Origin of the sequence: Yoonia sp. 208BN28-4, assembly GCF_037543925.1 — a bacterium.
GTDB lineage: Bacteria > Pseudomonadota > Alphaproteobacteria > Rhodobacterales > Rhodobacteraceae > Yoonia.
Genome location: NZ_JBBIFY010000001.1, coordinates 352439 through 366505, shown reverse-complemented (window position 1 = coordinate 366505; position 14067 = coordinate 352439). Strand labels below are relative to the sequence as shown.

Annotated in this window: 11 protein-coding genes; 10 read left to right on the top strand and 1 reads right to left on the bottom strand. The window is 59.0% G+C overall.

All coding sequences use genetic code 11. The annotated features are described in order from the left end of the window. Positions 1–50 precede the first annotated feature (50 nt). The 8 genes from V8J84_RS01765 (at position 51) to hslV (ending at position 11133) form a co-directional block, all read left to right on the top strand. Entirely contained in the window at positions 51–1643 is a 1593-nt protein-coding gene (locus V8J84_RS01765) for a PAS-domain containing protein (protein ID WP_339927878.1), read from the top strand. A 38-nt stretch (positions 1644–1681) separates the two neighbouring features. Further along, positions 1682–2146, top strand: a complete 465-nt coding sequence (gene tsaE, locus V8J84_RS01760) for a tRNA (adenosine(37)-N6)-threonylcarbamoyltransferase complex ATPase subunit type 1 TsaE (protein ID WP_339927877.1) — start codon at positions 1682–1684, stop codon at positions 2144–2146. A 13-nt stretch (positions 2147–2159) separates the two neighbouring features. Next, a complete protein-coding gene (locus tag V8J84_RS01755) occupies positions 2160–3116 on the top strand; it encodes an aminoglycoside phosphotransferase family protein (RefSeq protein ID WP_339927876.1) in 957 nt (318 codons plus the stop codon). Then, positions 3113–3787 (top strand): nucleotidyltransferase family protein, encoded by a 675-nt coding sequence (locus tag V8J84_RS01750; RefSeq protein ID WP_339927875.1) that lies wholly within the window; start codon positions 3113–3115, stop codon positions 3785–3787. Before V8J84_RS01755 ends, V8J84_RS01750 begins: the two co-directional genes overlap by 4 nt. After that, entirely contained in the window at positions 3780–6713 is a 2934-nt protein-coding gene (gene addB / locus V8J84_RS01745) for a double-strand break repair protein AddB (RefSeq protein ID WP_339927874.1), read from the top strand. Before V8J84_RS01750 ends, addB begins: the two co-directional genes overlap by 8 nt. Continuing rightward, positions 6710–10078: a double-strand break repair helicase AddA gene (gene addA / locus V8J84_RS01740; protein WP_339927873.1), complete on the top strand. Its 3369-nt coding sequence runs from the start codon at positions 6710–6712 to the stop codon at positions 10076–10078. The genes addB and addA overlap by 4 nt, the downstream gene beginning before the upstream one ends. Positions 10079–10135: 57 nt before the next feature. Beyond that, a complete protein-coding gene (gene trxA, locus V8J84_RS01735; protein WP_339927872.1) occupies positions 10136–10456 on the top strand; it encodes a thioredoxin in 321 nt (106 codons plus the stop codon). Positions 10457–10575: 119 nt separating this feature from the next. Next, positions 10576–11133, top strand: coding sequence for an ATP-dependent protease subunit HslV (gene hslV, locus V8J84_RS01730; RefSeq protein WP_339927871.1), 558 nt, complete (start codon positions 10576–10578; stop codon positions 11131–11133). On the opposite strand, the gene V8J84_RS01725 is transcribed toward hslV, so the two are convergent. Continuing rightward, the gene (locus V8J84_RS01725; RefSeq protein ID WP_339927870.1) at positions 11130–11495 is read right to left on the bottom strand and encodes a DM13 domain-containing protein; all 366 of its coding nucleotides are present in this window, start codon (positions 11493–11495) and stop codon (positions 11130–11132) included. The genes hslV and V8J84_RS01725 overlap by 4 nt on opposite strands. Positions 11496–11668: 173 nt before the next feature. Here V8J84_RS01725 and V8J84_RS01720 point away from each other — a divergent pair, with 173 nt between their 5' ends. Both V8J84_RS01720 and hslU read left to right on the top strand, forming a co-directional pair. After that, the gene (locus V8J84_RS01720; RefSeq protein WP_339927869.1) at positions 11669–12733 is read left to right on the top strand and encodes a hypothetical protein; all 1065 of its coding nucleotides are present in this window, start codon (positions 11669–11671) and stop codon (positions 12731–12733) included. Between the two features lie 11 nt (positions 12734–12744). Beyond that, complete coding sequence (hslU, locus tag V8J84_RS01715) at positions 12745–14055, top strand: ATP-dependent protease ATPase subunit HslU (protein WP_339927868.1); 1311 nt, start codon at positions 12745–12747, stop codon at positions 14053–14055. Positions 14056–14067: the final 12 nt, after the last annotated feature.

The following is a 14067-nucleotide window of genomic DNA, read 5'->3' as shown; positions in this document are numbered from 1 at the left end:
GCGTTAACCTTCCGTAAGCATGTTTGAGTCGAATCTGGGGAAAATGCGAAATGTCATCACTTTCCATGCTCGACCTTGGCGTGATCACTGCGTTTGCCACGCTGGGTGCTGGTTGTCTTGCGCTGTTGATCCTAGGGATTGGCCCCGCGCTGATCAGTGGTCAGCGGCCAGCCGAACAGGCTCCGAATACGGCTGGTCCCACCTTCCTGTTTGATGATCAGAACATCATCGACGCCAGCACAGATGCCCGCGGGCTAATCGCCGGTGCCCCGTCCCATCTGACAGGGCAGCAAAAGGTCGAACGGCTGTTCCGTCACCGTTTCCCATCGCTGGGGCAGGAAATGGATGCGCTTTTGCCAAACCGCACCACCCGCCTTGCCGAAGTTGCGGGCACTGGCGGCTGGATCGAACTGTGCAAAACAGCCGGACGGACGCGGCTGACGCTTCTTGCCGCTGATGGTGACCTGAACGACATCACCCAAACCGCGATGGTGTCCGAGCTGGAATTCCTGCGCAATATCGCGGAAACCGCGCCACAACAGATCTGGCAGCAAAATGACAAGGGCCATGTGATCTGGGCAAATCGGTCGTACCTCGCGCTGTCTGATCGCGTGCTGCAAACCGGACATCCCGAGCAGGCCGCGTGGCCGGACAAACCGATCTTTGACGGGCTTGAGTTCGATATCCCTGATGATCAACCGCGCGTGCGCAGGCGGTCCGTTCAAATGCCCGGCGACGCCGAAGAAACCTGGTTTGATATCACATCGCTTTGTCTTGATGACACTTCGTTGCACTTTGCCTCGGATGCCAACAGCGCCGTCATGGTGGAGCAGGCGCACAAGACGATGTTGCAAACCTTTGGCAAAACCTTTGCCAGCCTGTCGACCGGCCTGGCGATTTTCGACAGCAAACGCCAGCTGTCGATCTTTAATCCCGCCCTGATGGATCTGACGGGCATATCGTTCGATTTTCTAAGCGGCAAACCCACGATTGAGGCATTGCTGGACAGGTTGCGCGACGACGGGATGCTGCCGGAACCCAAAAACTACACAAGCTGGAAGGACCAATTCCGCGCCGTAGAAGATGCAGCGATGCAGGGTGTTTACTGCGAAAACTGGGTGCTTGCCGGCGGCCTGACCTACCGCGTGACCGGAAAACCGCAGGGCGACGGGGCGTTTGCATTCTTTTTTGAAGACATCAGCGCAGAGGTTTCCCTGACCCGGCGTTTCCGCTCTGAAATCGAAACGGGTCAGGCAGTGCTTGATACACTGCCGGATGCCATTGCTGTTTTCTCCAGCGGCGGCGGTTTTGTGATGTCCAACAGCGCCTACGATGACCTGTGGGATATCGACAGTTTTGGCCTGCTTGGCCGTCAGGATATTCGCGCCGAAACCGCCACGTGGCAAAAACGCTGCTCTGCCTCTCCGATCTGGGCCGATCTGCGGGCGTTCATCTCTGGAACTGGTGAACGCATTGAGTGGTCGGACACGGCCATTCTGGATGATGGTCGGCGGCTGACCTGCACTGCGCGACCAATCGCAGGGGGAAAGACGCTCGTATCGTTCCAACTGCCGAAAAAATCCGCGCCGCGTATCGAAATGCTGACCCGTCCGGACCGTTCTTTGCGTGCGGGCAAACGATAAGGGCTTGCGGGCCTTGCCGTGTGTCATAGTCTGGCGCCATGGCACCCGACGCTCTTTCCATAAATACCACGACCGAACAGGATACGGCTGCCCTTGCTGCCGCATTCGCTGCGCGCCTGTCGGTTGGTGATACGCTCTTGCTTGAGGGCGATATCGGAGCGGGAAAATCCGCTTTTGCGCGCGCCCTGATCCAAAGCAGACTTGGCCGGGCAGAAGATGTGCCATCACCCACATTTACGATTGTGCAGACCTACGAAGCGCCGGATGGGGACATTTGGCACTGCGACCTTTACCGCCTGACCCATCCTGATGAAGCGTTCGAACTTGGTCTTACCGATGCGTTTGATACCGCGATCTGCCTGATCGAATGGCCTGACAGATTGGGCAGCGATTTGCCCGATGCCGCCCTGACGTTGCAGTTTGCGGCCCACGACACACATCACACCATCACCGCACATCCAAATGACAAATGGCGCGCGCGCATCGGTGATCTGTTTGGTTGACCGGCGCGACATGATGGCTGCGCGACTGGCGGGTACGCGCTGGTCACGCTGGCGCGCCGCACCTATTGCCGCCGATGCGTCTGCGCGGCGCTATGCCCGTCTGATGTCTGATGATGGCGAAGCGGTCATCATGATGGATGCCCCGCCCAGCGCAGGAGAAAGCACGCACTCTTTCGCAAAAATGACCCAGTTTTTGCGTTTGCGCGATCTGGCCGCCCCCGAAATCCTACTGCACGATTCCGCCCTTGGCCTCATGGTGATAGAGGACTTGGGTCAGACAGATTTTGCGCGGCATCTGAGCGATCACCCGCAAGACGCCGCCGTTCTTTATGAAGCTGCCACCGCATGCCTCATCCATCTTGATGGTCAATCCGCACCGGCAGAGCTGTCGCGCCTTGATCCGGCAACAGCTGGCAAAATGGTCGACATCACTGCGGAGTGGTATTGCGACGGGATCAACGGAAACGTCCTGTCACGGGCCATCACGCAGCACATGAAGGCAATCGCACCTGATGCGGATACGATCGCCCTGCGTGATTTTCATGCCGAAAACCTAATCTGGCGCTCCGACAAATCCGGACTGCATAAGGTCGGACTGCTTGACTATCAGGATGCTTTCATTGCGCCTGCTGGCTACGATCTGGCATCGCTTTTGCACGATGTCCGCCGCGATGTTGATCCTGATCTTGTGCAGCATCTGGTGACGCATTTTGCGAAAGCCACCAATCGCGATCCCGAACAATTTGCAGCGCAATTTGCGTTGCTGTCAGCGCAGCGCAATTTGCGTATCCTTGGCGTGTTCGCCCGATTGATCCTGCGCGATGACAAGATGAAATATGCCGCCTTCGTGCCGCGCGTCTGGGCGCATATTCAAACGGCCTTGGCCCATCCCGAACTGGCAGAGCTGGCCCGCACTGTGTATGGCACCCTTCCGCCACCGGACCAATCGCATCTGAAAGACGCCTTATGACCCCGATCCTTTTGTTTGCGGCTGGTAAGGGCACGCGCATGCACCCCCTGACCCACGACCGCCCGAAACCGCTGATTGAGGTGGCGGGAAAGACGCTTCTGGATCACGCGCTGGACTTGACCGCCGATCAACCGCTTGGCCCCCGCGTGGTCAATCTGCATTACAAAGGCGGGATGATCCGCGATCATTTGGTCGGACAAGACGTCGCATTTTCGCCAGAGGAGACGTTGCTGGAAACCGGTGGCGGGCTTCGCCATGCGCTGCCCGTTCTGAAGGGTAGCCCTGTCGTCACGCTGAACACTGATGCTGTATGGCGCGGCGACAATCCGGTTGCAGCCCTTCTGTCTGCATGGCGTGATGAGATGGACGCGCTTTTGCTGGTTGTGCCGCAAGACCATGCCATCGGCCATCACGGGCGCGGCGACTTTGCCTTGGATGAAAACGGGAAGCTAAGCCGTGGGGCGGGCACGATCTACACAGGCCTACAGATGGTGCGAACTGACCTTCTTGATCACATGCCAGACGGCGCGTTTTCGATGAATTTGTTGTGGGACAAAATGATCGCGCGTGGCGGCTTGCACGGCCTGCTTTACGATGGGCTGTGGTGCGATGTGGGGCAACCCGACAGCATCCCCCTGGCAGAACGCATGCTGGAGGGCAGCCATGTTTGAACCGAGCACGAAACCGCGCCTGTTTGGCGTGCCACCCGGTGTCGATTTTGCGCAGGCGGTGATTGACGGGCTAACCACCCGCAGCGACGCTAATCCAGAGGCATTTGCCCGCACGCGCATATTCGTAAACACCAGCCGGATGCAGCGCCGGATGCGGGACTTGTTTGATGCAGGCCCACCGCGCCTGTTGCCGCGCGTCCAACTGATCACCGATCTGGCGATGGAGCCTGCCGTTCTTGGCCTCGCGCCGCCAGTATCCCCCCTGCGCCGCCGGCTGGAGCTGTCGCAACTGGTGGCCAAGCTGCTGGACAGCGAACCCGATCTGCCGCGCGCGTCGCTTTATGATCTGTCCGATAGCCTTGCCAATCTGATGGATGAAATGCAGGGCGAAGGGGTCAGCCCTGAAAAAATCGCCGCACTAGATGTGTCTGACCAATCCGGGCACTGGGATCGTGCGCTCAAATTTGTAAACATCATCAATAGGTTTTACGACGCCAGCGAACACCCCCCTGACAAGGACGCGCGGCAACGCCTTGTGATCGAAACGCTTGGGCGCATCTGGCAGAATACGCCGCCAACCGATCCTGTCATCATCGCAGGCTCAACCGGATCGCGGGGGGCCACGGCCCTTTTCATGCAGTCCGTGGCACAGTTACCGCAGGGCGCTGTCATCCTCCCGGGCTATGATACGCATACGCCCGACCATGTTTGGCAGGCTATGTCGGCCATGAAAGGTGGCGAGGATCACCCGCAGTTCCGGTTCCGCAAGTTTATGAATATGATGGACGTGGCACCACAGGATATCGCCGCTTGGACCGACACAGCCCCGCATAATCCAGCCCGAAACCGTCTGGTCTCGCTGTCGTTGCGTCCGGCACCTGTCACGGATCAATGGCTGTCTGACGGGCCGCATCTGGGCGATCTGGGGGCGGCAACGCAAGACGTGACACTGCTTGAGGCGGCATCCCCCCGCGCAGAGGCCGAGGCGATTGCCCTTCGCCTGCGGCAAGCGGTTGACGATGGGATCACAGCTGCGCTGATTACCCCGGACCGGATGCTGACACGGCAGGTTGCAGCGGCCTTGGACCGTTGGGACATCGTGCCGGACGACAGCGCGGGCACTCCATTACCCTTGTCGCCGCCGGGCCGGTTTCTGCGCCATATTGCAGAGGCCATGACCGATAGAATGACCGGAGAGGTCTTGCTAACCCTGCTCAAGCATCCGCTGTGTAATACAGGCAGCGGCGATCGCAATCAGCACCTTCTTTGGACACGCGAATTAGAGCTTCACCTGCGCCGCCACGGCCCGCCGTTCCCCACGGCAGAAATGATGACGACATGGGCCACAGATACAAACGATGCGCTGCGGGCATGGGCCGATTGGGTCGCTGGGCGGATCACTGCCCTGACACCGCAGGGTCCGGATGATCTGAAACCCCAGACCGAACGTCTTATGGCTGAGGCTGAGGCGCTAAGCGCGGGACCGGATAACGATGGCACGGGCGAGCTCTGGGAGCAGGGCGCAGGGCGCGAGGCGCGGCGCGTATGCGATCTGCTTTTGCGCGATGCGGATGCGGGCGGCACGCTGACCAGCACGGAATTTGCGCAGATGTTCGGTGCGATCTTGACCGATGGCGTGGTCCGCAATCGTGACAAAGGTCACCCACGCATCCTGATCTGGGGCACGTTGGAAGCGCGGGTTGGCGGGGCCGATCTGGTTATCCTTGGCGGCATGAACGAAGGCGTCTGGCCCGAAGCACCCGCCCCTGATCCTTGGCTCAACCGCACCATGCGTGCCAAGGCAGGCTTGCTTTTGCCGGAACGGCGCATCGGATTGTCGGCCCATGATTATCAGCAGGCCGTCACGGGCGCAGAGGTGTGGATTTCCCGCGCCAAACGGTCCTCGGACGCTGAAACCGTGCCGTCGCGCTGGGTCAATCGCCTGTTGAACCTGATGAACGGATTGCCCGAACAGGGCGGTCCGGATGCCGTGCAGGCGATGCGCACGCGGGGCGAAAGGTGGTTGGCAATGGCCGCGCAATTGTCAGAGCCGGACACAGTGACACCCCCTGCCCGACGCCCATCGCCGCAGCCGCCGGTGACCGCGCGCCCGCGCAGCCTGTCCGTCACGCGCATCAAAACATTGATCCGCGACCCTTACGCGATCTACGCCGAAAAGGTGCTGCGGCTGAAACCGCTTGATCCATTGGTGCCGCAAGCCGATGCGCCGTTGCGTGGCGTGATTATGCACAGGGTTCTTGAACTTTGGGTCGCGGAGAAGCCTGACGCGTCTGATCCTGCGGCCCGCGCCCGCCTTCTTGAAATTGCAAACGAACAATTCGCACAAAACTGCCCGTGGCCCACGATCCGCGCGCAATGGCTGACCAGGCTTGAGTGCGTGATTGATATCTTCATCGCAGGAGAGGCCGCGCGGCAATCTAAAGGTACAGTCGCGCAGCTTGAGGCTTGGGGCGAAATGCTGATCCCGTCGGTCGGCGTGACGATCACCTGCAAGGCCGACCGCTTTGACGTCAATGACGCGGGCCAAGTGCTGATTTATGACTACAAAACCGGCACTGTCCCGACAGAGGCGATGCAAAAGTCATTCGACAAACAGCTTCTGGTCGAAGCCGTGATGGTTGAAAACGGCGCGTTTGCCAGCCTTGGACGCGCCGATGTGGCGGGTGCTGTTTTTGTTGCCGTGAATACCGCAATGAAAGATATCGCCGCGCCGCTGGATGATCTGACCCCTTCGCAAATCTGGGCCGAACTGGAGCAGCATTTGCTGTATTGGGATGACGTGCAGAACGGCTACACCGCGCGCCGCGCCTTGCATCTGCGCACCGACATGAGCCCCTATGACCACCTGTCGCGATTTGGCGAATGGAAAAGCGGTGACGACCCCGCACCAGAGGTGATGACATGATCCGCGATAATGCGTCCCAAGCGCAGGTTGATGCCGCTGATCCGCTGAATTCAACGTGGCTGTCTGCCAATGCCGGCTCTGGCAAGACCCGTGTTCTGACGGACCGCGTGGCGCGGCTTTTGCTGGAAAAGGTGGACCCCCAGAACATCCTTTGCCTGACATATACCAAGGCCGCCGCCGCCGAGATGCAGAACCGCCTTTTCAAGCGGCTGGGTGACTGGGCCATGATGCCGGATGCCAAGCTGCGGCAGGATTTGCAGGGTCTGGGATTTGTCCGCGCAATCACCGCCGAAGAAATTGCAGCCGCGCGCACCTTGTTTGCCAGCGCGATCGAAACGCCCGGCGGCTTGAAAATCCAGACCATCCATTCGTTTTGCGCGGGCGTCTTGCGCCGCTTCCCGCTTGAGGCTGGCGTCAGTCCGAACTTCCGCGAGATGGAGGATCGGCAGGCCGAGATTCTGCGATCCGATGTCGTCGATGCGATGGTAGAGGGACCTGACAGCGCGGTTGTGCATGATCTTTTGCGTCATTTCACCGGAGATGATCTGTCCAAGCTGACCGCGGCCATCGCGGGCAAACGTGATGCCTTTGCAGCCATGCCCAGCGCCAAAGACCTGCGCGATATATTCGCGCTTACCCCCGGTCTGACGCTGGATATATTACGTGATGCGGTGTTTGACGGCGGCGGGTTGGCCGCGATCCAGCACCTTGCAAAGGTTTGCGCCGCAGGATCAAAAACCGAGATGACTGCGGCGGCGAAACTGGCAAAAGTCACAGGAACCACTGCTGATCTCGCCGTGCTTGAGGGGGTCTTTCTGACCGGCTCAGGCGCGAAAATTCCCTATGGCGCAAAGATCGGGACATTCCCGACGAAAGCCACTCGCGAAGCACACCCCGAACTGATCGACGACATCAACGTCATCATGGAAACCGTCGAACAGGCCCGCCCTGACCGTCTGTCGCTGATGGCGCTGGATCGCACGCAAGCGCTCTATGATTTTGCGACCCGCTTTGTGCCTGCATACGAGGCCAAGAAACTGGCACACGGTGCGCTTGATTTTGATGATCTGATCCGCAAAACCCGCGCGCTTTTGACCGACCGCGCCTTGGCGCAGTGGGTGCTCTTCCGTCTTGATGGCGGGATCGATCACGTTCTGGTGGACGAAGCGCAGGATACCAGCCCAACCCAATGGGCCGTCATCGAACAGCTGACGCAAGAATTTACGGCTGGCGAAGGGGCCGACCCCGATCGCGCACGCACGATCTTTGTGGTGGGCGATAAAAAGCAGTCGATCTATTCGTTTCAGGGTGCTGACCCTGATGCGTTTGACCAGATGAAGCATCACTTTGCCGATGGGCTGATGCAATCGGGGCAGGCACTACAGGACATGTCGCTGGATTATTCGTTCCGGTCCTCGCAAGCCATTTTGCAGGTGGTCGACAATACCTTTGTCCATAACCGCGCCGAGGGCATGGAAAAGCCCGTGTCGCACATTGCGTTCAAGGGAAATATGCCCGGCAGGGTCGATCTGTGGCCGGTGATCGAAGACGACAGCGAAAAGCCGGAGATCGACTGGACCGCCCCTGTCGATCATTTGTCGGACGATCATGTCGCCGTGCAGATGGCAAACCGTGTCGCGTCAGAGATCAAACGTATGATCCGCGAAGAAACCATTCCGGTCGAGATCGGCAATTCTGGCGAATACCAGCGCCGCGCCGTAACAGAAGGCGATATTCTGATCCTTGTGCAGCGCCGCTCTGATCTGTTTCAGGAAATCATTCGCGCTTGTAAGGCTGCCGATCTGAAAATTGCCGGTGCGGACAGGTTGCGCGTGGGCGCGGAACTGGCCGTGAAAGATCTTGCTGCTGTACTGAGTTTTCTGGCCCTGCCAGAGGACGATCTATCACTGGCAAGCGCGCTGAAATCGCCGCTGTTTGGCTGGTCAGAGCAGGATGTTTATCACGTCGCACATCACCGCCCCGACAGGGCGTTTCTGTGGCAGTCACTGCGCACGACAACCGATCACCCGCAAACGCTGGCGGTTCTCAACGATCTTCTCGATCAGGCTGACTTCCTGCGCCCCTACGACCTGATCGAACGCATCCTCACACGCCACGACGGGCGGCAAAAATTCATCGCGCGCCTTGGTGCCGAAGCAGAAGACGGGATTGATGCGCTGCTGTCTCAGGCGCTTGCTTATGAATCAACAGGTGTGCCCAGCCTGACAGGATTCCTGTCGTGGATGGAAACCGATGACGTTGAGGTCAAGCGACAGATGGATAGCCAAGGTGATCGCATCCGCGTAATGACGGTCCACGGTGCAAAGGGGTTAGAGGCGCCAATTGTGTTCCTGCCCGACACGGCCCACCGCGACAATCAGGCCAAAGCAGAACTTTTTCCAGCAGGCGATCACGTCGTCTGGAAGGTCAATAAGACTGAATCGCCACCTGCTCTTGATGTGTTGCGCGACGATATCATTGCAGCGCAGGCCCGCGAACGGATGCGGCTGCTTTATGTTGCGATGACGCGGGCGGAAAAGTGGCTGATCGTCGGGGCCGCCGGTAAGATCGGTGACGGTGATACCAGTTGGTACAATATTGTCGCCGACGGCATGACCACATCCGGCGATGTGACCGTGCAAAGTGGCGGAATGGACATCCGCCGCGTGACCCACGGTGATTGGGACGGTTCAACGCAGATCACTGTTACGCCTGCGGTTCCTCTCAAAATCACGCCGCCCGTTTTTGCGCCTGTGATATCTGTTCCGCCAACATCCACCGTGTCGCCATCGGGCTTTCAGGGTGAAAAGGTCATCGCTGGCGAACATGCGTCAATGTCCGAAGATGATGCGATGCGCCGCGGCACAAAGATCCACCTGCTGCTTGAGCATCTACCACACATTCCGCCAGCAGATCGGTTGGATGCTGGTGCAAAACTTCTCGCCTCGCTGGACGAACCGGGGGATGAGCCGCTGGTGGATGCCGTGATTGCCCTGCTTGATGCCCCTGATCTGGCGCATGTTTTTGATCCCAACGCTTTGACCGAGGTTGGCATCAGCGCAGAGCTGCCTGACGGGCGCAGGATGCATGGAACAATCGACCGGTTGATCGTGACCGATGATCGCGTGACGGCCATCGACTACAAAACAAACCGGATCGTACCGGATGATGCCGATCAAACTCCCGAAGGTCTGTTGCGGCAGATGGGGGCTTATGCCCACGCCTTGGCGCAGGTTTATCCGGATCACACAATCGACACGGCAATCCTTTGGACAGAAACGGCCACGCTGATGCATCTGCCGTCCGAACTTGTTTCATCCGCTCTTGCCCGCGTGATTGCAGACGATCCACACCTTGACCAATAGGCCCACCGTTCCTAGGTTCCGGTTCTAACAGTTTTGACCCCATTGAGGAGAGCCGTCATGGCCACAGTCGCAGTCACCGATGCCACATTCGACGCCGAAGTGCGCCAGTCCGATATCCCCGTTGTCGTGGATTTCTGGGCGGAATGGTGTGGCCCCTGCAAACAGATCGGCCCGGCATTGGAAGAACTGTCTTCCGAAATGGACGGCAAGGTGAAGATCGTCAAAGTCAACGTTGATGAAAACCCCAACTCCCCCGGTCAGATGGGCGTGCGCGGTATCCCTGCGTTGTTCCTGTTCAAGAACGGCGAAGTTGTTTCCAACAAAACCGGCGCTGCCCCAAAGGCCGCGATTGAAGGCTGGATCAAAGATTCCATCTAAGGCCACATTGGTTTTGCTACACAAAGGGCGTCCTGTCAGGGCGCCCTTTTGCATTTGATGTAACCTTGTCACTGCGCGTCACCGCCGCCATATAAAGATGACCCAATAAAGGACAGACCATGGCTGACACAGATTTCCCCGGCTGGCACGGCACCACGATTATCGGCGTGCGCAAGGGCGGTAAGGTTGTGATCGCAGGTGACGGTCAGGTCAGCCTTGGCCAGACCGTGATCAAAGGGACCGCCCGCAAGGTGCGCCGGCTGTCACCCGGTGGCATGGATGTGATTGCAGGGTTCGCAGGCTCAACCGCAGATGCCTTCACACTGTTGGAGCGGCTGGAGAAAAAGCTGGAAGCCACACCCGGTCAGCTGGCCCGCGCAAGCGTGGAACTGGCCAAGGACTGGCGCACCGACAAATACCTGCAAAAGCTTGAGGCGATGCTAATTGTCAGCGACGGCAAGGATCTGTTCGTGATCACGGGCGCAGGTGATGTGCTTGAGCCCGAGCATGATATCGCAGCGATCGGGTCGGGCGGTAATTTTGCGCTCGCTGCTGGTCGCGCGCTGATGGACAGCGACCATGACGCCGAAACTATTGCCCGCAACGCCATGGCGATTGCCGCTGATATCTGTGTCTATACCAACGGCAATCTGACTGTTGAAACGCTAGAGGGTTAACCGACGGGGGCCACGCCAAGGCCCACGTTGAACCGCTCGCACCAGATATAGACCTCGTTATAGTCATCAGGGTTCACGCCTGCGGGCAGTGCGTATTTCGACGCGCCCGTATTGCTTTCCAATGCGCCCATCAGGGTGTTGGGATCGTAAACGCCATCCTTGCCCAGCGCGACTTTGGGATCGGGGGCACCGTCAAACGTGAAATCGTCCAGCAGTTGCACACCATCGGCGGCAATCTCGGCTGTGCCGGTGGTGATGTGACCGTTCAGGCCAGAAAAGCTCCCCAAACGGCCATGACCACCAGCAAAAGCTGGCAGTGCAGTAACAGCAAGGGTCGATGCAAGAAAAGTACGACGGTCCATAGAAAACTCCTGATGTTGGATCAAAGTTGACGCAGACGCTAAAGCCCTGCGGCGCACCGCGCTATGCCCTGCACGCGTTTGTGAAGTTTGATGTCATTGGCCCAACATGCAGTCTATCCCTTGGCGCGGGGCAATACAGACCATAGGTAGATGGTCAACAAAGGACCAAACCCATGATCAACCGCGACGATGTCAAAGCCGCCATAGGCGCAGGGATCATCACAGAGGCGCAGGCCGCGTCTATGGTGTCGTTGTCCGACAGCCGCCGCGGCGCACGCGAGAACCTGCAACCCGGTGACGAACCGTTCGAGCTGTTTAAAGGCTTCAACGAGATTTTCATCGTCATCGGCCTGCTTATTCTGGCGATGGGCTGGGCGGGCGTTGCGGGTTTCTCCTACGCAACCGACATCACCAACCCGCAGCAGGCGGGGCTGTCCTTTGGCCTTGTTGGCGCAGGTGTGCTGTGGCTGCTCTCTGAATACTTTATTCGCCGTCGCCGCATGGTCGCCCCTGCGATTGCGCTGTCGATCCTGTTTGCGCTCAATGCCGCGTTCGCGCTGACGCTCTATTTCGCGGAGCCGTTCATGGTCGCGCAAGAGGACTACGGCAGCCTGCCGTTCCCCTTCATCCTTGGCACGATCACCCTGTTTATCTATTGGCTGCGCTTTCGCGTGCCTTTTGCGATGGCAATGATTGCCGTGGGCGTATTTATCGTCACGATCCTGATCGCCGCAAACAATAGCGGCACACCCACAAGCCCGTCTGACTTGTTCCTGCTGTCCGCTGGCGGCCCGTTTGCATGGATCACCCTGCTGGTCGGCGTTGGTGTTTTTGCCGTGGCGATGGCGTTTGATATGTCAGACCCGCACCGCGTGACCCGCCGTGCCGCCAATGGGTTTTGGTTGCACGTCGTCGCGGCTCCTGCGCTGGTGAACACCATCGCGCTGTCGCTGCTTGACCAAGATACTGCCGCCGCCAACATCATCCTGCTCGCCGTACTTGCCGTTTTCGCCATCGTCGCCATCGTGATCGACCGCCGGTCGTTCCTGATCGCCGCGATCGGCTATATCGTGGCGCTGGCCGCAACGGTATTCGAAGGCGACGGCGCCGCCGCAACCGTGCTGATCCTTGGCATTATCCTTTTGTTCCTTGGCGCGTTTTGGGAACGCATCCGTGCACGGCTTCTTGCTGTGATGCCCGGTTTCGTTCCTCTCCACCGCCTGCCCCCCTCTGTGTGAAAGACCCCGATATGACTGACCTGACCCCCCGCGAGATCGTGTCCGAACTGGACCGCTTTATCATCGGCCAGAAGGATGCCAAGCGTGCCGTCGCCGTGGCCCTGCGCAACCGCTGGCGGCGCAAGCAGCTGGGCGATGATCTGCGTGACGAGGTCTATCCCAAGAACATCCTGATGATCGGGCCAACCGGCGTTGGTAAAACCGAAATTTCGCGCCGTCTGGCGAAACTGGCGCGTGCGCCATTTATCAAGGTCGAGGCCACCAAGTTCACCGAGGTCGGTTACGTGGGCCGCGACGTCGAGCAGATCATCCGCGATCTAGTTGATACCGCAATCCTTGATACCCGCGAACACATGCGCGAGGACGTGAAAGCCAACGCCCGTCAGGCCGCCGAAGACCGTGTCGTCACCGCCATCGCCGGTGAAGATGCCCGCGAAAGCACGCGCGAGATGTTCCGCAAAAAGCTGAAATCCGGTGAGCTGGACGACACCATCATCGAGCTTGAATTGGCCGATACATCCAACCCTATGGGCGGGTTTGAAATCCCTGGTCAGCCGGGTGCGGGCATGGGCGGGATGATGAACCTTGGCGATCTGTTCGGCAAAATGGGCATGAACCGCACGGTGAAGAAAAAGATGACCGTGGCTGACAGCTATGACGCGCTGATCGCCGATGAGGCGGACAAATTGCTGGACGACGAAAGCGTAACAAAGACCGCGATGGAAGCAGTCGAGCAATCGGGCATCGTGTTTCTGGACGAGATCGACAAGGTTTGCGCGAAGTCCGACGCCCGTGGCGCTGACGTGTCCCGCGAAGGTGTGCAGCGCGATCTGCTACCATTGATCGAAGGCACAACCGTCAGCACCAAACACGGACCGATCAAGACAGACCATATCCTCTTCATCGCATCAGGCGCGTTTCACGTGGCCAAACCATCCGACCTGCTGCCTGAATTACAGGGCCGCTTACCGATCCGTGTCGAACTGCGCGCACTGACCGAGGATGACTTTGTTCGCATCCTGACCGAAACCGACAACGCGCTCACGCTGCAATACACCGCGCTGATGAAAACCGAGGACGTGACTGTCAGCTTCACGCCCGACGGTATTTCGGCCCTCGCCAAGATCGCGGCAGAAGTGAACGAAAGCGTAGAGAACATTGGCGCGCGCCGCCTTTATACCGTGATCGAGCGTGTGTTTGAGGATCTGTCGTTCACCGCCCCGGATCGCGCTGGCGACGAAATTGCCGTCGATGCTGACTTTGTTGAAAAGCATCTGGGCGAACTGGCCCGCTCCACCGATGTCAGCCGCTACGTACTTTAGGGCTTTCCGCGC